Here is a 19,739-nt window from a genome sequence, read left to right on the forward strand (position 1 = left end):
TTCCCGGATGGTACGGAAATGGACGGAATCCGTATGACCTGGCGCGCTTCTGAAGCGTTGACAGAGGAGCGAGGCACCTAGCGCACCCGGAAGGTACTGAGGCCGCTGACCGGGTGCCCGTCCCCGGACAGCAGCTTCCAGGCGATCACGTACAGCCCGGGCCTGAGGCCGGGTTTCAGCGGCACGCTCAGCCGGGCGGCCAGCCCAGAACCGCCCGGGGGGCGGCTGGCCAGCGTGGGGGCGTCCGGGCGCGCGGCCAGGGCCAGCTTCGCGGCGGCCGCCGGGGTCTGGCCCGGGGCCACGGCCATTACGCGCACCGCGCTGAAGCGCAGTTCCACCGGTTCACTGAAGGTCAGGGTCACGGCGCCGGGCGCCGCCACCACCGCGCCCTGGGCCGGCACCACCCGGGTGACCGCCGTGTGGGCCAGGGCCGCGCCCGGCAGCGCCAGCAGGGCCAGTATCAACCATCGTTTCATGTCTCACCTCTCTACAGGATGGAGCGGGGCCCCGCTGGGTGGCCCCGCGCAGGCGGTTTATTTCACGGCTGTTTTGCTGGCCGGGCCCCTTGCCGGGTCTGCGTCGTCCCAGGCCACCACCGAGCCGTCACTGTAGGTCTGGTAGACCTTCCAGCTCAGTTCGCCGGGCGCGGCCGGGTTGCGGGCCTGGAAGAAGAAGCGCGCGTATTCCATGGGCGCCACGCGGCCGGTCCAGAGCACTTCGGTGACCAGACCCGCCTCGTTTTTCTTCACCGTGCGGGTGAAGCCGGGCGTGACCTGAAACCGGGTGATCGTCAGCCCGGCCGGCACCACCAGCCGGATCTGGGTGGTGCTGATCTCCTTCTCGGTGGGCACGTTCAGGCGGTAGGTTTCGCTGGCACCCGCGCGGCTTTCGCTCAGGCCGCTCTCCGTGCGGACGGTGGCGTGGGCGGCGGCGACAGACAGCAGCAGGGCGCTGGTCAGGGCCAGCAGGTGGGTCAACATGGAAGAACCTCGGGTGACGGCTGGGGGCGGTCCCCAGCGCGAAGAAGGACGGTGCGCCGACCGCCAGAACGCGGTGCGGGGCTGGGCTTCCGGTCAACCGGGGAAAAGGGGGGCGCGCGGGCCTGGACATGGCGCACAGGGGCCAGCCAGGGCCCGGCCCAGCGGTCGGCCGGGGCCAGGCGCGCCGCTGCCGCCTGCGCCAACACCAGCGCCCCTTCTGCTTCCAGCGCAAAGGCCGCTGTGAAGCAGAAGGGGCAGTGGGCACCGTGACCGGTGCGGTGAGAATCAGGGCTGTGGGTCGGCCCATGCGGCGGTGCATTGGGGGCGGCCTGGGTCAGCGGGAGGCGGGCGGCCACGGCCGGGCCAGCGGTGTGGGTTTGGACGGGCTGGGGGTCAGCGGTGTGGGCGGGGTGGCCCGGCTGGCTGTGGCCCGGCTGGCTGTGGCCCAACTGGCTGTGGCGCAGGGCCGGGCGGTGGGTGGGCCCCGCCTCCGGAGCCCGGTTCCCCACCAGCCACGCCCCCCACAAAGGCGCCGGCCGCGCGCCGATCCCGCCGGGGCCCGTCGCCCGACCCAGAAACGCGAACGAGGCCAGCAGGCACAGCGCCGCGAGCAGCCACCGCTGCCCTGCCTGTGCCAGCCCCGCGCGCCTTTTCACGCCGGCAGGATAACGGCTGGGGCGTGGCAGGTGTCCCGCCACGCCCCAGGATTCCCGGGTGGCCCTCAGCCGAAGCGGCCCGTCACGTACGCCTCGGTGCGCTCGTCACGCGGGGCGGTGAAAATCTGGTCGGTCACGCCGTGTTCCACGAGGTCGCCGTTCAGGAAGAACGAGGTGGTGTCCGACACGCGCGCGGCCTGGTGCATGTTGTGGGTCACGATGATGATGGTGGTGACCTGCTTGAGGCCGGTCATCAGTTCCTCGATCTTGGCGGTGCTGGCGGGGTCCAGCGCGCTGGTGGGCTCGTCCATCAGCAGGATTTCCGGCTCCACGGCCAGGGCGCGCGCAATGCACAGGCGCTGCTGCTGCCCGCCGGACAGGCCGGTGGCGGGCATCTTCAGGCGGTCCTTGACCTCTTCCCACAGCGCGGCGCCCCGCAGCGAGCGCTCGGCAATCTCCATCAGGCGGCGGCTGTCGCGGATACCCGCCAGCTTCAGGCCCGAAACCACATTGTCGAACACGCTCATGGTGGGAAAGGGGTTGGGCTTCTGGAACACCATGCCCACGCGGCGGCGCATGACCACCGGGTCCACGCCCGGGCCATACACATTCTCGCCGTGCAGCAGGATGGTGCCTTCCACCCGCGCGCCGGGGGTCAGGTCGTGCATGCGGTTGATGGCCCGCAGAAAGGTGGTCTTGCCGCAGCCGGACGGGCCAATCAGGGCGTTGACGGTGCCGCGCTGCACGGTCAGGTCCACGCCGCGCACGGCCTGCTTGTCGCCGTAGTAGATGTTGACGTTCTGGGCACTCAGAATAGGGGTCACGGGGAGCACTCCTTGGGGTTCGGGATCACTTGCGGCGGCTGGCGCGGCGCGCCAGCAGGCTGGTCACAAAAATCAGGATGATCAGCAGCAGCGCGCCCGCCTTGGCGAGGCGCTGGTTCTCGTCGTAGGCGCTGGTGGCCCCCCGGTAGATTTCCAGGGGCAGCGCGCTCATGGGCTTGGTGGGATCCAGGTTAATGGCACTGTTGCCAAAGGCCGTGAACAGCAGCGGCGCCGCCTCGCCGGCCACGCGGGCCAGCGCCAGCATCACGCCGGTCACGATGCCGCCGGCAGCGGCCGGCAGCACAATGCGCAGGGTGACCAGCCACTTGGGCAACCCCAGCGCCAGCCCGGCCTCGCGCACGGTCTGCGGCACCAGTTTCAGCACTTCCTCGGTGGTGCGCACCACGATGGGAATCATCAGAAAGCCCAGGGCCACGGCGCCCGCCAGCCCCGAGAAGCCGAACTGCAGCACGATCAGGCCGTAAGCCACCAGACCCATCACGATGGCGGGAATACCGGCCAGCACGTCACTCACCATGCGAATGGTGGGCATCAGCGGGTGGCGGGGGTATTCGGCCAGGAAGATGCCGCCAGCTACCCCCACCAGCACACCAATCACACTGGCCATCGCCAGCATCTGAATGCTGCCCAGAATGGCGTTGGCCAGGCCGCCGCCCGTCTCGCCCTCGGGGGCCGGGGTCTTGGTGAAGAAATCCAGGTTGGCGCCGCTGAACACCGCGCCCAGCCCTTCCCGGGCCCGCGCGAAGTCCAGGTTGAACATGGCCCCAAAGCCCTCGCGCAGCAGATACAGGAAAATCAGGATCAGGGGCGCGACCACCAGCAGGGTGGACAGCAGAATCAGGCCGCCCATCAGCAGGTTACGCGCGCGGCGGGCCGGACTCAGGCCGTGGCGCCCGGCGGCCGGGGGGGTGGCGGCGCTCATCACTGAATTCCCTTGGGCGTCAGGCGGGCAATAATCACGCGGGCCACGAAGTTCACGGCCACGCTCAGCACAAACAGGGTCAGGCCCAGGGTCACCACGCTGGAACGGTGCAGGGCTTCCTGCGCGTCACCAAACTGGTTGGCAATCACCGAGGCCATGGTGCTGGCGTTGCCCCACAGGCTCTTGAGGATGTCCTGGCTGTCGCCAATCACCATGGCCACCGCCAGCGTTTCACCCAGGGCGCGGCCCAGCGCCAGAATCACGCCGCCCAGAATGCCCGCACGGGCGTACGGCAGGATGGCGCGGGAAATCACTTCCCACTTGGTGGCGCCCAGGGCGTACATGGCCTCGCGCTGGTCCTGGGGCACCAGCCGGATCACGTCGCGCGCCACCGAGGCGGTGTAGGGCAGAATCATGACCGTCAGGATGATGATGGCCAGCGCCAGCCCGCGCCCGCCGCCCGCACTGGGCACGAAAAAGCACTGCAGGGTGGTCTGGTTCTCGGCCCACAGCGCGGCGCATTTGGTGTACAGCTCCACGCGCTCGGGGTGGGTTTCGGGATTGAAGAAGGTCAGCTGCCACTGGCCCAGCATGGGCGCAATCACGAACAGCGCCCACAGGCCGTACACCACGCTGGGCACCGCTGCCAGCAGCTCAATCAGGTAGCCCACCGGGTTGGCCAGCCACTTGGGCGCGTACTCCGCCACAAACAGCGCGCTGGCCACCGCCAGCGGCACGCTGATGGCCAGCGCGACCAGGCTGGTGACCAGGGTACCGGCGATCATGGCGGCGGCGCCAAACACGCCTTCAACCGGGTTCCAGGTGCGTTCGGTGAAAAAGCCCAGGCCAAAGCGCGACAGGGCCGGCCACGATTCGCGCCCCAGCTGAAAGATGCTCAGCACAAAGACCAGCACAATCACGCTGGCCAGCAGCAGAATCAGGCCCTGGAACAGGCGGTCTGACGCGCTGCTCAGGGCAGCGGGGCGTGGGGGACGGGTCTGGGTGGGTTCGCTCATGAGTTCATGACCCCTCCGGGGCCGTAGCGCCCAGTTCACAGGGCGTTTGTCAGTGCGGCGTCAGCTCATGGCTCTTCACGCTGCTGGGGGCCGCCAAAGGAGCGGCGCTGCATAACCGCGCAGCGCCGCCCGTGGAAGAAGAGAGGAAAAGGGGAGAAGGACGAAGGAAAGAGGAGCCCCCTGCCTCAGCCTGTCTTAGAGCTTCTTCCCGTCGAAGGTCATCTTGTTCAGGATGCTCTTGGCCTTGTTCGAGGCGCTGGCCGGCAGCTTGGCGTAGTCCAGCGCCTCGTTGTAGCCCTGACCGGTGGTGACCATCCAGCTCAGCAGGTCCTTCAGGGCCTTGGCCTGGGCCTGGGTACGCCCGGCGTACTTCTGCTCCTGGTAGAAAATCACGTAGGTGAAGCTGGCAATCGGGTAGGCGTCGGCGTTGGCGCTGTTGGTCAGGCTCACGCGGGTGTCGGCGGGAATCACCACGCCCAGGGCGGCGGCGGCGGCGGGGCCGTTGTCGGCCAGCACGAACTTGCCGGCGCGGTTCTGCACGCTGCCAAAGGGCAGTTTGTTCTGCTTGGCGTACACCAGTTCCACGTAGCCAATGGCGCCGGGGGTGCTCTTGACCACGCCCGCCACGCCGTCGTTGCCGCGCGCGCCGGTGCCCACAGGCCACTGCAGCGAGTTGCCCACGCCCACCTTGCTCTTCCACTCACTGCTGACCTTGGCCAGGTAGTCTGAGAACACGAAGGTGGTGCCCGAGCCGTCACTGCGGCGGGCCACCGTGATGGGCAGCGGGGGAATGGTCACGCCGGGGTTCAGGGCGGCAATCGCCTTGTCGTTCCAGGTGCGGATCTTGCCCAGGTAGATGTCGGCCAGCACCTTGCCGGTGAACTTCAGCGGCGTGGTGACGCCGGGCAGGTTGTAGGCGGGCACCACGGCGCCGATGGCCGTGGGAATATGCAGCAGCTTGCCGGGGGCGTCTTTCATGGCCTCGTCGCTCATGGGGTTGTCGCTGCCGGCAAAGTCCACGGTGCGCTCCAGAATCTGCTTCTGGCCGGCGCCGCTGCCCACCGACTGGTAGTTGACGGTGACGCCCTTGTCTTTCTTGTATTCGGCGAACATCTTGCTGTACAGCGGGAAGGGAAAGCTCGCGCCTGCGCCGGTCACAGTGGACTGTGCGGCGGCCGTGGTGACGGCGAGGGCAACAACCAGAGCAAACATCTTCTTCATGCGGGCAGTGTGCCCGGCGATTGTCAGCGCGGCGTCACGCCACCAGCGCAAAGCGTGGCCTGCTTCTGCGCTTCCCGGAGGCCAGGGGCCAGCAGCAGGCCACGCGGCCGTTTGGGACCAGCACCCCCTGACAGCCAGCGAGAACGACTGACGGCGCCTGTAGAACCGCGAGGCCCTCTCTAAGTAACTCGCTGTTGATCTTTAGATCAACCGAGCGGAGCGAGTATCGAAAAAAGTACGTTGCACCGGGAGTGGAGACTTTGCGGTGCTCTCCTGCAAAGTCGTAACGTGAGGTGCAACGTACTTAATCCAGGAGGAAACAGACAGCCGCTCAGCCGGGCTTCAAGCCCACCCTCTGGCACAGCGGCGCAGCAGACCGAGGGGGAGCACCGCGCCCCTCCGGGCATAGCGCAGGCACCTCGGCTTTGTTCCAGCTGATCGTGGTGCAGCAGGCCGGAGTGGAAGACAGGCCGGCAACGAGAGAGGCGGGACACCTGAAAGTCAGATCTCCCGCCTCTCTTTCACTGAAGTTCCAGCTGCCCTGGGGCGCCCAAGTGACTACGGCGTGGGGCAGGCTGCCGTTGCGGCGCGAACAGTGCCCGTGGTCTGCGCCATGATAGGTGCCGGGGTGTTCGTGGTGGCGCGCGCCGATGAACCCAGGAAGGCTTCAATCTGGGCCAGATTGTTCGCGGCGCCGGCGTACCCCTGCAGCTCCACCGTGGGATTGGCCGACGTTCCGCTTCCTGTAAAGCCCGAGGTCACCATGTACACGCCCGCGAAGGTCGAATGACCGACGAAAGCGGTATTGCTCTGCATGTTAACGCACAGGGTCGGGTTATCACCGATATTCGGAATGGTGCCGGCCACCAGTTCCACCCCGGCCAGTGCATTGACTGACGCCGTATTCACCTGGAAATCGTTGCCCGTCAAGGTGAGGTTCAGGCGTGGGCTGGTGGCCGCTGTCGCCGTGCCCTTGGCCACCTGGCCGTAGAACGCCGACTCCTGCTTGATCTGGCGCACCGTGTTCCCACTGACCAGCGCCGTGCTGGTCCCCGCACCCGCCGCTTCAATGAAAATGCCGCGCCCCAGGTCAGACCCCGAGTTCGCAATGGCCGCGTTCCCCACCTGATTGCCCTGCACGGTGCCCCGCATGATGGTGCTCGCGGTTGAGGTTCCGCCCTGGTAGATGTTGATGGAGTTGCTGGAGCCCGCCCTGAACTGCTGACGCGTGGTGTTGTTCAGCACGCTGTAGGTCACGGTTCGGCCTGCACCCTGGTGTGCCAGGGAAATATCCACCACCTGCCCACTCAGCGTGTTCTGTTCCACCGTGACAGCGCCGCCAGAAGCGTCGTTGGTGGCGTACTGAAGGCCCGTGGACGAGTTGTTCAGGATGGAACTGCCCTTGACCGTCAGGTTTGCCGTGGAGGTATTGAAGGCGCTCAGGTTCACGCCGTTGCCTGCCGTGGTCCCACTGACTTCGGCATTCTCAATGTTCAAGGTGCCGGACGCAGCGTTCTTCTGGGACCAGCCAATCGTCATTTCCCGGCTGTTCTGGAACAGGGAATGCTTGAACGATGAGGTGCCGGACAGGTTCTCAAGAGCAACGTTCCAGATGTCTGTGGCCTCGACCCCGGCGGTGGTGGCGTTGTTCTCCCACTGCGAGTGCATGATGGTGATATTGCCGCTGTTCAGCGCACGCAGCCCGAAATTCCCGGCATGGCCAGACACCAGCAGGTTGTCGAGGTCCAGTTGCGGCACACCTTCGGCCCAGATGCCCGCCCGGGTTGCGTCGGCGCCCGCCGAGCCGTTGTTCTGAAGGACCATGTTGCGCAGCACCACGGGCCCCGTGTTGGTCAGTGACACGCCGCGCGTGCTGGCCCCCTGAATGATGCCGCCAGAGCCAGGCGCAAGGGTGCCGCCGCCAGCTGCGGCGGTGATACGCCCACGGGTGGTCGTCGCCGTATTGGACGCGCCGTCACCCAGGACGGTCAGGCCCGCTGTGCTGCCCGTATTGTTCAGCAGGATGCCGTGGGTGCCGCCGGTGGCGTTAATCTGCCGGAAGTTCAGCCCACCGGCGCCAATCGTCGTGTTCTGCACGATCAGTGCAATGCCGCCCGCGCTGGTGATGGTATTGGTGACGCCTGTAACGGCCACCGTTCCGCCACCGGTCACGGCAAGTCCATTTCCGGTGGTGGTCGTGATGGCCAGGCCGCCGTTCGGCATCAGCAGTGTAGCGCCGGTGTTGTTCACCGCTATGACCGCTGGGTTGGCACCGGTATAGAACGACTTGGACGGCCCGCTGAAGGTCACGCTGCCGCCCGTGTTGTTCTGGAGCAGCACCCCCCGGCCGGTGGGCAAGGCGGCGGTGCCACTCGTGACGGTGCCGGAGACCATGACACTGCCTCCCGTAAGGTTTTGCACGGACACCACCCGGCCCGCGTTGTGCGTCAAGGTTCCACGGTAAGTCAAGGTGGGCGCGCCGCCGTTCACATCTAGGGCGATGTTTGCCGTTCCCTGCCCTGTGACGCTTGAGGTGTCCGAGAACAGGACCGTGCCACTTGAACCGTTGACCACATCCACGCCGCTGCCGCCACTCAGGGCCGTGTTGCCTGTGAAGTTCACTGTGCCGTCCATATTTGATAGCAGAATGCCGTCACCGGCTGTGGCAGTCAGGGCTGGGGTAGCACCACCCGTCACCGCGCCGCCGCCAAAGGTGACGGTCCCAGACGGCATGTCGGTGATGTCCACAACCCGGCCCGCACTGGCTTTGGCGATGGGCCCCCGCATGGTCACGGTGGGGGCGCTGCCATTGATCCGGAAGGCCGTGCCGGTGGGATTGGTGATCGCCACTCCCGGGCCGAACGTGAAGGTTCCGGCTGAATCGCTCAGAATGTCAATGCCCGCGTCGCCGCCGTTCAGTGCGGCCGTGCCCGACACCGCATTCAAGAGGTAGGTGCCGTCGGCGTTGTCGAACTGAAGACCAGTGCCCGCCGTGGCGTTGAGGTTCCCGGTGAGACTCAGCGTGCCGGTATGCCCCCCCGAGACGCTCAGCAAGGCGCCAGTGGCCGCTTTGGCCAGGCTGCCGCCGTAGGTCAGGTTCAGCGCGCCACCACTGATATTCAGCCCTGTACCCACCGCGTCCGTCACCGAACCAGACGTGCCTGTCAGCGTGCCGTTCACGGTGGTGAACGTCAGACCCGCCCCCGCACTGGCGGTGCTCGAAAGCGTGCCGATGGTGCCGTTGACCGTGCCGGTGGTCAGATTCAGCGCCGGGCCACCCGTGGTGCTCACAGACAGGTCCGCGACAGTCAGGGTTCCGAAGGTGGTGCCGGCGATGCCCTGGGCGCCCGTTCCGCCCGCATTGATCGTCAGGCCCCGGATCTCGGTGGTGCCCGCAGCGCTGCCCGGAAGGGTTACGGCGGCGCCGGTGGTGTGCCCGATGGTTGGGGCCTGACCGGCAGGCTCAACCGCCGTGCTGCCCACAGTCAAGGGAACCCCCTGACCAATCAGTTTCTGGTTGGCCTTCAGGGTGATGCCCGCGTTCTGGTTGGCCGTGGTGCCGTCTCCCCGGTAGACATAGATGATGTCCCCGTCACCCGAAGCGGTCTGGGCCGCCGCCAGGGTGGCAAAGGGACCAGATCGGCGGCCATCACCGGCTGCGGCGTCATTTTTGACGTACCAGACACGCTGACCAATGTTAATAGTGGTGTTCAGGACTCCGGCAGGGGTGGTGCAGCTGCCGTCCGAGACCGTGCCGGAGATGGTGTCGGCCACCCCGCCGTCCCCGGCTTTGGGGTCAAAGGCCACGCTGCCATCCGGATTGGCCGTGACATTTCCGCCCCGGGCGCTGGTACCCGCCACGGTGGCGCTCAGGGTGGGCGCCGGCTGGCCCTGCGTGGGCACTGCCTGCACCCGGGCCAGCAGCCCCTGACTGGCCGGGACCGTCAGGGCCGTATTGCCGATGGCCGAGACCGCTGGCGCGGCGTACTCGGTGATGATGAAGTCGCCGCCCAGCTTGGCCCGCCGCACGGTATTGCCCGCCGTGGTGACCGAGGGAATGAATTTGAGCCCGGGCCCGGTGGAGGTCGTGCCGCACAGCGCGGCGATCTCGGTGGCATTCAGGGCGGCGGCGCGCGCCGCCGCCTGACTGCCCAGCGCCTGTTCCTCGGCGCTTTCGGTGACGCGGGTCAACGAATCGTCCACCGCTTCAAACATCATGCTGAACGAGAACGGGTCCTCGGCCGGGGTGGCCTGCAGCGGCACCTTCATGGCGAAGGTCACCAGTCCATCAAACTGACCAGCGGCTGGATTGGGCGGCAGGGCCCGGCTGCCCGGCGTGTTCACGTTGCGCACCACGAAGCCGTAGGGAAACAGGCGGGTCACCCCCAGGGCAGCCGGCGTGGTGGGCGTCTGAAAGCGCGCCGGATCCACTTCCTGTTCGGTAAAGATCTGCAGGTCCTCGCCGCCCGGCAGCAGGCGCGCGCCGCCGGACAGGGGATCGGGCGCCATCCCGTGCGTGGGCAGGATGGTGGGCGCAATGGCCGGGTTTGCAGCGGTGCCGTCAAACTTCAGAAACGAGCTCATCGGCGTCTCGCCCACGGTGCCCGGGGTGCTGGCCGCAATGAACGTCAGGTTGGACCGGGCCTGCGGCGAGGCCACCCCGGCACTGGTGGCATTGCGCACACGGAAAGTGGCGTACAGGTGCCGGTGGCCGCCCGCACCCCGCGTACCCGTGGTAAACGAGCCCCGGGAAGCCAGTTCCAGCTGCACCCCACCGGCCGTGGTCAACCCCTGGCCTTGAAGGCCCGAGCGCACCGACTGGGCTGAGGCGGTCATCGTCTCTGCGCCAATGTTCTCGAACCGGATCTCCACCAGTCCCAGGGCATCTCCCAGACCGGGTGTGGGGGCAGGAGCAGGCGTGACCGGAGGGGCCGGCGGCGTGACCACAGGCGCGGCCACTGGCGGCGCTGGGACAGGGAGGACCGGCGCCTCCACTCTGGTGCAGCCGACGAGCAGGCCAAGCCCCAGCAGGGCCGTCAGCGAAGTGCGCCGCATGGTGTTCTGGTAGGTCATCAGCAGGAACTCCCCAGGAAGGTGGTGGGGGCCGCCGCCGTGCCCGCCGTACGGACGCGGCACACCGCTACAGGACTGGCCCCGGCGTAAGTACTGCCCGACAGCGTGGCCACCTGCACCGCTGTGCCGGCAGGAAGGGTGCCCTGCAGCGCGGCGGCGCGCTGGCTGACGGTCTGGGCGCCGGGCGTGGTCTGTTCTTCCAGGCTTTCGCTGACCCGGGGGGTGGTATCTTCTGCCGCCTGCAGCAGGATGCGCACCTGATAGGGATCATCGGCGGCTGCGCTTTGCAGTGGCAGGCGGTAGGCAAAGGTCACCCGGCCGTCAAACTGACTGGCCCCGGGATTTGCCGGCAGCGTGCGGCCCACGCCACTGACATGGCGCACCACGAACCCATACGGAAAGATGGTGCTCACCCCGGCGTCTGTCACGGCGCTGCCCTGAGCCCAAGTGGCCGGATCGGCCTCGGCCTCGGTAAAGAATTGCAGGTCCGCCGCGTGGGGGCGCACCAGGGCCCTGCCCTGCAGGGGGCTGTAATCCATGCCGTGGGTGGGCAACAGGTTCAGCGCAATGGTGGGATCGGCCGGGGAAGTGTCGAAGCGCACGAGCCGGGTGATGGCCGTGCCCTGAAGGTTGCCCGGCGCGCCTGCAGCAAAGAACGTCAGCTGCTGCCGTGCGTCCGGGTAGGCAGCCTGCGCGGTCTGACTGGCATTGCGCACCTCGAAGGTGGCCGAAAGGTAGCGCTGGCCCCCCGCGCCACGCGCACCCACATCAAACGCGCTGCTGGCCAGCGCGCGCACCTGAATGCCCCCAGGCAGGGTGGTGATGGCCTGGGGCGACAGGGCGGCCCCCAAGGGGCGCAGCGACGCCGAAACCGGGCCCGTGCCCAGCCCACTGATCGTCAATTCCATCAAACCCAGAGGCTGCGGCGCCGGGGCGACCGGTGCCGGCACACCCGCGCACCCCGCCAGAAGCGCGGTGGGCAGGAAGAACAGCGTCGTGCGGCCACGGATCAGGACTCGCGCGCCCAAAGACCCGGGCCTTACCACTCCTGCTGTCCAGGGTCAAACAGGCCTGTACCGGTGATGGCCACGCTCTGGGCCAGGGTGACCACTGTCCATGGGCCCAGTTCACGAACCATGGGCGGCTCGTAGGGCATTAGCAGCGGGACGAGGGGCTGCTCATTTTCTAAAGGCTTCATCAATATAACTCTAATCTCCATGCCCTCTCTGAAACCTGACTGCTCACCCAGAAGACAGGCCTTCTGTCTGTCAGAGGCGCCGGTATGGCAGCCGTCCCACTTGCTTGCTGCGCCTGCAAAACCTGCCGGGCGCCTCCCAACCGGTGGCCACAGGGGAGCAATGGCAGTTCTTCCGTGCAGCACGGCATCCATGAGGACTTGATCAAATTGCCGTCCAGGACAACGTTTTTTGGACCCCTCCTTGCGAAAGGGCGTGCTGGTGGGCGTTCCTGGTTCTGGTCCCTCTTCCCAAGCGCAGCGTCATATGTCATGCTGCTCACCATGACGAAAAAGTCTGCGAAAGCCCCCGCCAAGAAGACTGCGGCCAAGGCCGCTCCCGCCGCGAAAGCTGCCGCTCCCAAGCGCGCCGCTGGCGAGAGCAACAAGGTCGCCAAGACCCAGCTCGTGGAAATGGTCGCTGACCGCACCGGTCTGACCAAGAAGCAGAGCGAGGAAGCCGTGAGCGCCATGCTGGACGTTGTGGTGGGCGCCATCAAGGGCGGCCAGAGCGTGGGCCTGCCCGGCCTGGGCACCCTGAGCGTCAAGGCCACCGCCGCGCGCACCGGCGTGCGCCCCGGCACCTCCGAGAAGATCCAGATTCCCGCTGGCAAGAAAGTGGCCTTCAAGGTCGCCAGCACCCTCAAGGGCAACCTGTAATTTCAGGCTCCTTGCCAAGCGCGCCCGTCTGGGCGCGTTTTTTTGGTTCCCCCTGACCCGCAGGTGAGGGGCGCGGCGCGGCCCCGTTCATGGTGCAGGGATGCGGCTGTCATGTCCGGCAGGCACAGTGGGCAGCACGAGGCGTGGGCAGGCCAGCCCCCTTTTTCCCGGAGGTGATCCATGATTTCCATTCGCCGTGACGATGCTGCCGCCCTGACTGGAGAGGTGCTCAGTAGCGACGACCCGCGCCTGCACCCGGGGCAGCCCGTGCGGCTGACGGTGCGCACTCTGGGCGGCAAAACCTGCCTGAAGATGCAGGGCCGCCCTGTGACGCTGGCTCCACCGGCTGACACAGACCAGGCCCTGAATGTGGACCTGAGCTGACCCTCTCTTCTGGGCCTAACGGTGGAGCCGCTTGGGCCAGTTGATGGTGCGGCTCTGGCGCCAGAATCCCACAAAGGCGTCCACCTGTTCCAGAAAGGCTTGAAAACTGCCCGATTTCACCATGTACGAGCTGGCGTGCAGGGTATAGGCCCGCTCAATGTCCCCGGGCTGCGAGGACGTGGAGAGCATCACGACGGGAATGCAGCGCAGCCGCGCGTCTTCCTTGAGGGCTTCCAGCACCTCAAAACCCGACATCCCGGGCATGTTCACGTCCAGCATCACCACGTCGGGCAGCTCGGTGTGCTGGCGCAGGGTGGCCAGGGCCTCGGGGCCACTGCGGCAGGTTTCAATCTGCAGTTCGCCGCTGTGCTCGGCAAAGACTTCCTGGGCCAGCAGCAGGTCGGCAGGGTTGTCGTCCACCAGCAGCACATGAAAGGGGCGCGTCATCGCTGCCAGGTGCGCCGGGGCGGATGGCCAGCGCAAAAGTCAGCGCGGACCGCAGCGCAGAGAAGAGAGACACGGATCATGGCCGCACTATACGCACTGGCCCGATCTCCACTGTGGAAAACCCCACCAGGAAGGGGCAGCGCCCAGCGCTTCCAGCCTTTCGCTGCGTGCCCGGCCCTGCTGCCCGGCCCCGTCGCCCGGCCGGGGCGTTCGTCCGCTATCCTCGGGCCACACAGAACTTGTCCTGTCCTGGTTGCGCGGCCTGCCCTGGTCTGGGGACCGCCCAGCCGACAACTGGAGTGTGCTTTCTGGTGCCCGAAGCCCTGCCCCTGTCCACCCTGAACCGCCTGAGTCCCCAACAATTCGCCGCCCATTTTGCGGGCGTGCTGGAACACTCGCCGCATTACGCCGCGCAGGTGGCGGCCGCACGGCCCTACAGAGACGCCGAGAGCGTGGCCCAGGCTTTTGCCCACGCCGTCCAGGCCAGCGCCCCGGAAGAGCAGCTGGCCCTGATCCGCGCGCACCCCGATCTGGCCGGCAAGGCTGCCCTGGCCGGCGAGCTGACGCCCGAAAGCACCCGCGAACAGGCGGGCGCAGGCCTGGACCGCCTGAGCCCGGAAGAATACGCCGAGTTTCAGGCCCTGAACGCTGCCTACCACGCGCGTTTTGCCCTGCCCTACGTGGTGTGCGTGCGCGAACACACCAAGGCCAGCATCTTTGAGGGGGCCCGGCGCCGCCTGGGCCACACCCCAGAGGAAGAACGCGCGGCGGCCCTGCACGAGATAGGCCGCATTGCCCGGCTGCGGGTGCTGGACCTCGTGGCCCCCGAACCCCCCCACCCCCAAGGAGCCGCCATGACGGTGAAGGTCAAGCTGGGCGAGAACAATTACGGCAAGGCGGACGTGCGCCTGTTCAAGGTTTTCCGGGACGGCCCGCGCCACGACATCAAGGACGTACAGGTGCGTGTGGCCGTCACCGGGGACTTCGAGGCCGCCCACACCGGGGGCGACAACACCGGGCTGGTGGCCACTGACACCATGCGCAACACCGTGTACGCGCTGGCCCGAGACGGCCTGACGGAGAGCGTGGAAGCGTTCGGCAAACACCTGATCCGGCATTTCGTGACCCAGGGGCCCCGGGTGGAGCGCGCGCGCGTGACCTTTACGCAACACACCTGGGCCCGGATGCCCAGTGGCGGGCAGCCCCACGACCACGCCTTTGTACGCCAGATGCCCAAGCACACCGCCTGGGTGGAGGGGGACGGTCAGGGCTTCACGGTGGAAAGCGGCATAGAAGAGCTGTACATCCTGAAAACCACGGAAAGCGGCTGGGCCGGCTTTCACCGCGACGCCTATACCACCCTGCCCGACACGCACGACCGCATTCTGGCCACCGTGGTCAGCGCCCGCTGGACCTACGCCGCGCCCGAGTGCGATTACGACGCGGTGTGGCAGGCGGTGTATACGGCGCTGCTGGACACCTTTCCCGATCACTTTTCGCCCTCCATGCAGCGCACCCTGTACCGCATAGGCGAGGCGGTGCTGACCCGCTGCCCGGAGATTGAGCGCATTCACTTTTCCTTTCCCAACCGCCACCACATCCTGTATCCGCTGGAGCGTTACGGCCTGGACAACCCGGGTACCATCTTTCACGCCGACGCCGAGCCCTACGGCGTGATTGAGGGCTGGGTGGAGCGGGCGTGAGCGGCGCCGGGCTCAGCACCCATGTGCTGGACACCGCGCGGGGCCGCCCAGCGGCAGGCATCCGGCTGGAACTGTTCCGGGTGGGCGAGAGGCGCGAGCGGCTGTGCGGGGCCGTAACCAACGCCGACGGCCGCACCGACGCCCCCCTGATCGCCCGGGGTGCCCTGAGGGCCGGCACCTACGAACTGGTGTTTGAGGTGGCTCCCTATTTTGCCGACCTGACCGGGGGCGACGCGCCCTTTCTGGACGTGGTGACCCTGCGTTTCACCGTGGCGGATGCCGGCGCGCACTACCATGTGCCGCTGCTGGTGTCACCGTGGGCATACAGCACGTACCGGGGAAGTTAAGTCGCTCGCTGTTGATCTTTAGATCAACCGAGCGGTCGGGGACAGCGGCGCCGCAGCGCGAGTCTCGAACAAAGGACGTTGCACCGGGCGTGAAGACTTTTCGGTGCTCTCCTAAACAGTCGCACCATGAGGGGCAACGTCCTTAGGGAGGCAGGCGGGCCAAGAGGTCGAGACAGGCCCCCCCCCGACTTCCCGACCTCCTGACGGTATGCAGGCCCTCGCCCCTCTCACAGGCCCTACGCCACCCCGGCCAGCAGCGTATTCCCCACCGCCCGCCGCACCCCCTGAATGTCGAAGCCGCTGTGGCGCGAAGGGTGCACGCGGTTGGTCAGCAGCACCCAGGCGCGGCCGTGGCCGGGGTCCACCCACAGGCCCGTGCCGGTAAAGCCGGTGTGGCCAGCCGCCTGCGGGCTGCACAGGCTGCCGCCGCTCCAGCCGGGGCAGGCCTGCACAAAGGCCAGCGTGCGTTCGGGGGCCTGGGGCTGCAGGGCCAGGGCCTGCGCCGCGCGCCCCAGCCAGCCGCCGCGCAGCAGCAGTTCGGCCTGTGCCAGCACGCCGTCCAGGGTGCCGAACAGCCCCGCGTGCCCAGCCACGCCGCCCAGGGCCGCCGCGTTCTCGTCGTGGGTCTCGCCGCGCAGCAGGCGCTCGCGCCACAGGCAGTGTTCGGTGGCCACGCTCCGGGCCGGGTCGGGGGTGAAGCTCAGGCCGGGGTCCAGTGGGAACTCGCGCAGGGGCCGGCCGCGCAGCCGTTCCAGCACACGGCCCAGCAGCACATAGCCCAGGTCGGAATACACCACCGCGCCCGGTTCTGTTACCGGCCAGGGTTCCTGCAGGAAGCGGGCGCGGATGGTCGCCGCGTCGCCCCAGGTGTACAGCTTGCTCCAGGGCCCCAGCCCCGCCGTATGGGTGAGCAGCTGGCGCAGGGTGCGCGCCCGCAGCGGCGTGTCCTGCATCCAGGCGAGGTCGGGCAACCAGCGGCCCAGGGGATCATCCAGGTCCAGCAGGCCCTCTTCCAGCGCCCGCAGCACCTCACGGGCAGTCAGCAGCGGTTTGGTCAGGCTGGCAAGGTCCCACCAGCTGTCTTCGGGCAGGGGCTGGGGGTGCGGCTCGCGCTGGGCCAGCCCCAGCACCAGGGTCTCGCGCCGCCCAGTCTGGTCCACCACCCCCAGCGCCGCGCCGGACGGGCCCCCCGGGGTCTGCACGGCGGCAGCCAGCAGGGCGTGGGTGCGCGCCGGAATCAGAGGCCCCATTCCCCTTCTCCCAGGGCGGCGCGGGCGTGGCCTCCAGCGGCCTCCAGGCGACGCTGCGCCTCGGGTACGCCCACCCCCAGCCGCAGGCTCACCACCGCCACCTTCACCTGCCCGCCCGCCTCGCTCAGGGCGGCGCGGGCCACCCCCTCGGCCGCGCCGGTGGCGTGCATGACCAGCCGCAGCGCGCGGGCCTCTAACTTGGCGTTGCCCGCGCGCAGGTCCACCATCAGGTTGCCGTACACCTTGCCCAGGCGCACCATCAGCGTGCTGGACAGGGTGTTCAGCGCGATTTTCTGGGCGGTGCCGGCTTTCAGGCGGGTGGACCCACTGATGAGTTCCGGGCCCGTGTCCAGCAGCACCGGGCAGTCGGTGGCCGTCAGCAGGGGGGTCAGCGGGTTGTTGGCCAGCCCCACGGTCAGGGCGCCGGCCGCGCGCGCCGCCGCCACCGCCCCCAGCACCCAGGGCGTGGTGCCGCTGGCGGCCACGGCAATCAGCACGTCGTCGGGGGCAGGCTGCAGGCCCGCAATGGCCTGCCTGCCCGCCGCCTCATCGTCCTCGGCGCCCTCGGTGGCCTGCCGGATGGCCCGCTCGCCCCCCGCAATCACCGCCAGGGCGCGCTCTGGCGGCCAGGAAAAGGTGGGCGGCAGTTCCGAGGCGTCCAGCACGCCCAGGCGCCCACTGGTGCCGGCCCCGGCATACAGCAGCCGACCGCCGCGCGCCAGCCGGGGCAGGGCGGCGTCGGCGGCGCGGGCCAGCTGGGGCGCGGCGCGGCGCACCGCCTGCACCGCGTCCAGCTGATCGCTTGCGAAGGTCTGGGCCAGTTCCAGGGTGCTCAGGGCGTCCAGATGGGGGTGCAGGGGGTGAAGTCCCTCGGTGCGGCGGGGGTCGGCGCTGGCGGCAGGGGCGGGCTCGGTCATGGCAGGGCTCCGGTGGGCGGGGCGGGGGTCCAGGTGCCGCAGAGGGCCGCGTGGGCCGCGCCCGTGGTGTGCGGCAGGGTATTCGGCCAGCCCTGCGCGCGGGCGTAGCCCAGAAAGGCGAAGGCCGCCGCTTCCCGGCTGGCGTCGGTGAAGCCGTGGTCGTTCCAGCCCAGCTCGGCCGCCGTGCGCAGCGGCACGGGCAGTTCGGCGCGCAGAGCGGCCACCAGCACCGGGTTGCGCGCGCCGCCGCCCAGCACCACCACCTCGTCCAGGCCCCGGGGCAGCACCCAGCGGCGGTAGGCGCCGGCCACCGTGCGGGCGGTCAGGGCCACGGCGGTGGCGGCCAGATCCGGCAGGGACAGCTCGGCCAGTTGGGGCAGGCGGGCCAGCGTCCAGACCTCGCGCCCGGTGGCCTTGGGGGGCGGGGCGCCCAGTTCCGGGTGGGCCAGCCACGCGGCCAGGGTAGGTTCGTGAATGGTGCCCGCCTGGGCCAGCCGCCCGCCCTCGTCGTGTGTGTGGCCCGCCCGGCCAGCCACCTCGTCCAGCAGGCAGTTGGCGGGGCCGGTGTCAAAGGCCAGCACCGCCGCCGCCTCGGTGCCGGGCAGGTACGTGAGGTTGCTGATGCCGCCCAGATTGTGCAGGGCCCGGCGCACTCCGCTCTGGGCAAACAGCGCCCAGTCGGCCAGCGGCACCAGCGGCGCCCCCACCCCCCCGGCGGCCAGATCGGCGGGGCGGAAGTCGGCCACCACGGGCCGGCCGGTGTGGGCGGCAATTACAGCCGGCTCGCCCAGTTGCAGGGTGGCGGGCCGGGCCCAGCCGCGCGCCGGGTCCGGGCGAGGGTGGTGCTGCACTGTCTGGCCGTGGCTGGCGATCAGGTCGGCGTCCCGGGCCAGGGGGGCCGCTGCCCGGGCAAAGGCCTCGCCCAGCGCCCAGTGCAGCTGGGTCAGCTCGGCCGGGGTGCCCTCGTTCTGCGCGGCGCGCAGCACGGCGGCCCGCAGCTCGGGGGGGTAGGGCGTGAAGGTGTGGGCCAGCACCCGGCCACGCGGCGCCGGGCCGGGCAGCGGCGGCCAGGGCCCACCAGCACCCAGCGCGGGCCACCCGGGCAGTTCCAGCAGCGCGGCGTCTATGCCGTCGGCGCTGGTGCCGCTCATCAGGCCCAGCACGCGGGCAGGGCGGCCGGTCATGCACAGGCCCCCGGCCGGAGCGCGGCGCCGGGAACGCGCCTCATGCGCCGCCCTGCAGTTCCATCACGAAGTCGGATCGGTCGCCCCGGTAGTGGGCGCGGGCGTATTCGATGGGCCGCCCGTCTGCCAGCCACGACACCCGGTCGGTGGTCAGCAGCGCGGCGCCCACCGGCACGCCCAGCAGCGGCGCCAGGGTCAGGTCGGCGTTCACGGCGCGCAGGTGCCGGATGGCCCGCGCCGGGCTCAGGGCCCGCGCCCAGAGCAGGGCGTACAGGCTGGCGTCCTGCACGTCGGCCGGACGCAGCTCGCCCACCAGCGCCGCCGGCAGGGCAGAGTCCTCCACGGCCAGCGGCTCGCCATCGGCGGTGCGCACCCGGCGCAGCCGGTACACCCGTTCCCCAGGCGACAGGGCCAGGCTCATAGCCTCCTGGGGGCTGGGGCGCACGCGCTCGAAGCTCAGGACGCGGGCGCCGGGTATCTGCCCCCGGGCGCGCACGTCCTCGGAAAAGGAGGACAGCAGCCCCAGCGAGCGGCTGGGCAGTTCGCCCGGCCGGGGCGGCGGCGTGACGAAGGTGCCGCTGCCGTGGCGCCGGGTCAGCAGCCCCTGCTGCGAGAGCAGCGCCAGCGCCTGGCGCACCGTCACGCGCGACACGCCCAGCCCGGCGGCCAGTTCCCGCTCGGCGGGCAGGGCGCTGCCGGCGCGCAGGTGCCCGCTCTCAATGCGCTGGGTCAGCCCCTGCGCCACCTGGACATACACCGGGGTGGCGCTCGCCGGATCCAGGGGCAGGGCCCAGGGCAGGGAGGACGGAAGCATTGCCTCTGACCGTACCACCTGCAGGCCACTTTGCCCAGAGGTTGCAAGTGGACTGTGATTGGTCTTAGGCTGGGGTGTCTGACAAC

Annotated in this window: 18 protein-coding genes; 4 read left to right on the forward strand and 14 right to left on the reverse strand. The window is 68.9% G+C overall.

Annotated features, from left to right (window positions below; translation table 11 throughout):
* Positions 1–77: 77 nt before the first annotated feature.
* The 9 genes from C8263_RS06625 to C8263_RS19255 form a co-directional block, all read right to left on the reverse strand.
* On the reverse strand, positions 78–476 hold the full coding sequence (locus C8263_RS06625; protein ID WP_107137345.1) for a copper resistance CopC family protein: 399 nt from the start codon (positions 474–476) through the stop codon (positions 78–80).
* 57 nt (positions 477–533) lie between these two features.
* A complete protein-coding gene (locus C8263_RS06630; protein WP_107137346.1) occupies positions 534–980 on the reverse strand; it encodes a DUF1775 domain-containing protein in 447 nt (148 codons plus the stop codon).
* A 721-nt stretch (positions 981–1,701) separates the two neighbouring features.
* Positions 1,702–2,460 carry a phosphate ABC transporter ATP-binding protein PstB gene (pstB, locus tag C8263_RS06640; RefSeq protein ID WP_107137347.1) on the reverse strand — a complete coding sequence of 253 codons (759 nt, stop codon included), beginning with the start codon at positions 2,458–2,460 and terminating at the stop codon, positions 1,702–1,704.
* 25 nt (positions 2,461–2,485) lie between these two features.
* Positions 2,486–3,403 (reverse strand): phosphate ABC transporter permease PstA, encoded by a 918-nt coding sequence (pstA, locus tag C8263_RS06645; RefSeq protein WP_107137348.1) that lies wholly within the window; start codon positions 3,401–3,403, stop codon positions 2,486–2,488.
* Positions 3,403–4,419, reverse strand: a complete 1,017-nt coding sequence (gene pstC / locus C8263_RS06650) for a phosphate ABC transporter permease subunit PstC (protein ID WP_107137349.1) — start codon at positions 4,417–4,419, stop codon at positions 3,403–3,405. Before pstC ends, pstA begins: the two co-directional genes overlap by 1 nt.
* Before the next feature lie 195 nt (positions 4,420–4,614).
* Positions 4,615–5,640, reverse strand: a complete 1,026-nt coding sequence (pstS, locus tag C8263_RS06655) for a phosphate ABC transporter substrate-binding protein PstS (RefSeq protein WP_199188336.1) — start codon at positions 5,638–5,640, stop codon at positions 4,615–4,617.
* Positions 5,641–6,198: 558 nt separating this feature from the next.
* The gene (locus tag C8263_RS06660) at positions 6,199–10,776 is read right to left on the reverse strand and encodes a beta strand repeat-containing protein (RefSeq protein ID WP_107137351.1); all 4,578 of its coding nucleotides are present in this window, start codon (positions 10,774–10,776) and stop codon (positions 6,199–6,201) included.
* Positions 10,713–11,621, reverse strand: coding sequence for a hypothetical protein (locus C8263_RS06665; RefSeq protein WP_107137352.1), 909 nt, complete (start codon positions 11,619–11,621; stop codon positions 10,713–10,715). Before C8263_RS06665 ends, C8263_RS06660 begins: the two co-directional genes overlap by 64 nt.
* Before the next feature lie 131 nt (positions 11,622–11,752).
* Complete coding sequence (locus C8263_RS19255) at positions 11,753–11,911, reverse strand: hypothetical protein (RefSeq protein WP_158263756.1); 159 nt, start codon at positions 11,909–11,911, stop codon at positions 11,753–11,755.
* Positions 11,912–12,220: 309 nt separating this feature from the next.
* Between C8263_RS19255 and C8263_RS06670 the strand changes: the two genes are divergently transcribed.
* Together C8263_RS06670 and C8263_RS06675 are read left to right on the forward strand one after the other, a co-directional pair.
* Positions 12,221–12,607, forward strand: coding sequence for an HU family DNA-binding protein (locus C8263_RS06670; protein ID WP_107137353.1), 387 nt, complete (start codon positions 12,221–12,223; stop codon positions 12,605–12,607).
* A gap of 180 nt (positions 12,608–12,787) precedes the next feature.
* A complete protein-coding gene (locus C8263_RS06675; protein WP_107137354.1) occupies positions 12,788–12,991 on the forward strand; it encodes a hypothetical protein in 204 nt (67 codons plus the stop codon).
* A gap of 15 nt (positions 12,992–13,006) precedes the next feature.
* On the opposite strand, the gene C8263_RS06680 is transcribed toward C8263_RS06675, so the two are convergent.
* Complete coding sequence (locus C8263_RS06680; RefSeq protein ID WP_107137355.1) at positions 13,007–13,438, reverse strand: response regulator; 432 nt, start codon at positions 13,436–13,438, stop codon at positions 13,007–13,009.
* A gap of 311 nt (positions 13,439–13,749) precedes the next feature.
* Here C8263_RS06680 and pucL point away from each other — a divergent pair, with 311 nt between their 5' ends.
* Both pucL and uraH read left to right on the forward strand, forming a co-directional pair.
* Complete coding sequence (gene pucL, locus C8263_RS06685; RefSeq protein ID WP_233218683.1) at positions 13,750–15,141, forward strand: factor-independent urate hydroxylase; 1,392 nt, start codon at positions 13,750–13,752, stop codon at positions 15,139–15,141.
* The gene (uraH, locus tag C8263_RS06690; protein WP_107137357.1) at positions 15,138–15,488 is read left to right on the forward strand and encodes a hydroxyisourate hydrolase; all 351 of its coding nucleotides are present in this window, start codon (positions 15,138–15,140) and stop codon (positions 15,486–15,488) included. Before pucL ends, uraH begins: the two co-directional genes overlap by 4 nt.
* Positions 15,489–15,724: 236 nt before the next feature.
* Here uraH and C8263_RS06695 read toward each other — a convergent pair whose 3' ends face one another.
* The 4 genes from C8263_RS06695 to C8263_RS06710 are packed head-to-tail and all read right to left on the reverse strand — an operon-like array spanning position 15,725 to position 19,653.
* Positions 15,725–16,738: a serine hydrolase domain-containing protein gene (locus C8263_RS06695; protein WP_107137358.1), complete on the reverse strand. Its 1,014-nt coding sequence runs from the start codon at positions 16,736–16,738 to the stop codon at positions 15,725–15,727.
* On the reverse strand, positions 16,726–17,655 hold the full coding sequence (locus C8263_RS06700; protein ID WP_107137359.1) for an N-acetylmuramic acid 6-phosphate etherase: 930 nt from the start codon (positions 17,653–17,655) through the stop codon (positions 16,726–16,728). Before C8263_RS06700 ends, C8263_RS06695 begins: the two co-directional genes overlap by 13 nt.
* Positions 17,652–18,839, reverse strand: a complete 1,188-nt coding sequence (locus C8263_RS06705) for an anhydro-N-acetylmuramic acid kinase (protein ID WP_107137360.1) — start codon at positions 18,837–18,839, stop codon at positions 17,652–17,654. Before C8263_RS06705 ends, C8263_RS06700 begins: the two co-directional genes overlap by 4 nt.
* A gap of 40 nt (positions 18,840–18,879) precedes the next feature.
* On the reverse strand, positions 18,880–19,653 hold the full coding sequence (locus C8263_RS06710) for a GntR family transcriptional regulator (protein ID WP_107137361.1): 774 nt from the start codon (positions 19,651–19,653) through the stop codon (positions 18,880–18,882).
* Positions 19,654–19,739 lie beyond the last annotated feature (86 nt).

The sequence above is a fragment of the Deinococcus arcticus genome, from assembly GCF_003028415.1.
GTDB classification, from domain to species: Bacteria; Deinococcota; Deinococci; order Deinococcales; family Deinococcaceae; genus Deinococcus; species Deinococcus arcticus.

What these genes read in the sequence shown, in the direction of transcription:
- C8263_RS06625 (WP_107137345.1), bottom strand. Translation starts at nt 476, where the DNA reads ATGAAACGATGGTTGATACTGGCCCTGCTGGCGCTGCCGGGCGCGGCC.
- C8263_RS06630 (WP_107137346.1), bottom strand. Translation starts at nt 980, where the DNA reads ATGTTGACCCACCTGCTGGCCCTGACCAGCGCCCTGCTGCTGTCTGTC.
- pstA (WP_107137348.1), bottom strand. Translation starts at nt 3,403, where the DNA reads ATGAGCGCCGCCACCCCCCCGGCCGCCGGGCGCCACGGCCTGAGTCCG.
- pstC (WP_107137349.1), bottom strand. Translation starts at nt 4,419, where the DNA reads ATGAGCGAACCCACCCAGACCCGTCCCCCACGCCCCGCTGCCCTGAGC.
- pstS (WP_199188336.1), bottom strand. Translation starts at nt 5,640, where the DNA reads ATGAAGAAGATGTTTGCTCTGGTTGTTGCCCTCGCCGTCACCACGGCC.
- C8263_RS06665 (WP_107137352.1), bottom strand. Translation starts at nt 11,621, where the DNA reads ATGGAATTGACGATCAGTGGGCTGGGCACGGGCCCGGTTTCGGCGTCG.
- C8263_RS19255 (WP_158263756.1), bottom strand. Translation starts at nt 11,911, where the DNA reads ATGAAGCCTTTAGAAAATGAGCAGCCCCTCGTCCCGCTGCTAATGCCC.
- C8263_RS06670 (WP_107137353.1), top strand. Translation starts at nt 12,221, where the DNA reads ATGCTGCTCACCATGACGAAAAAGTCTGCGAAAGCCCCCGCCAAGAAG.
- C8263_RS06675 (WP_107137354.1), top strand. Translation starts at nt 12,788, where the DNA reads ATGATTTCCATTCGCCGTGACGATGCTGCCGCCCTGACTGGAGAGGTG.
- C8263_RS06680 (WP_107137355.1), bottom strand. Translation starts at nt 13,438, where the DNA reads ATGACGCGCCCCTTTCATGTGCTGCTGGTGGACGACAACCCTGCCGAC.
- C8263_RS06695 (WP_107137358.1), bottom strand. Translation starts at nt 16,738, where the DNA reads ATGGGGCCTCTGATTCCGGCGCGCACCCACGCCCTGCTGGCTGCCGCC.
- C8263_RS06700 (WP_107137359.1), bottom strand. Translation starts at nt 17,655, where the DNA reads ATGACCGAGCCCGCCCCTGCCGCCAGCGCCGACCCCCGCCGCACCGAG.
- C8263_RS06705 (WP_107137360.1), bottom strand. Translation starts at nt 18,839, where the DNA reads ATGACCGGCCGCCCTGCCCGCGTGCTGGGCCTGATGAGCGGCACCAGC.
- C8263_RS06710 (WP_107137361.1), bottom strand. Translation starts at nt 19,653, where the DNA reads ATGCTTCCGTCCTCCCTGCCCTGGGCCCTGCCCCTGGATCCGGCGAGC.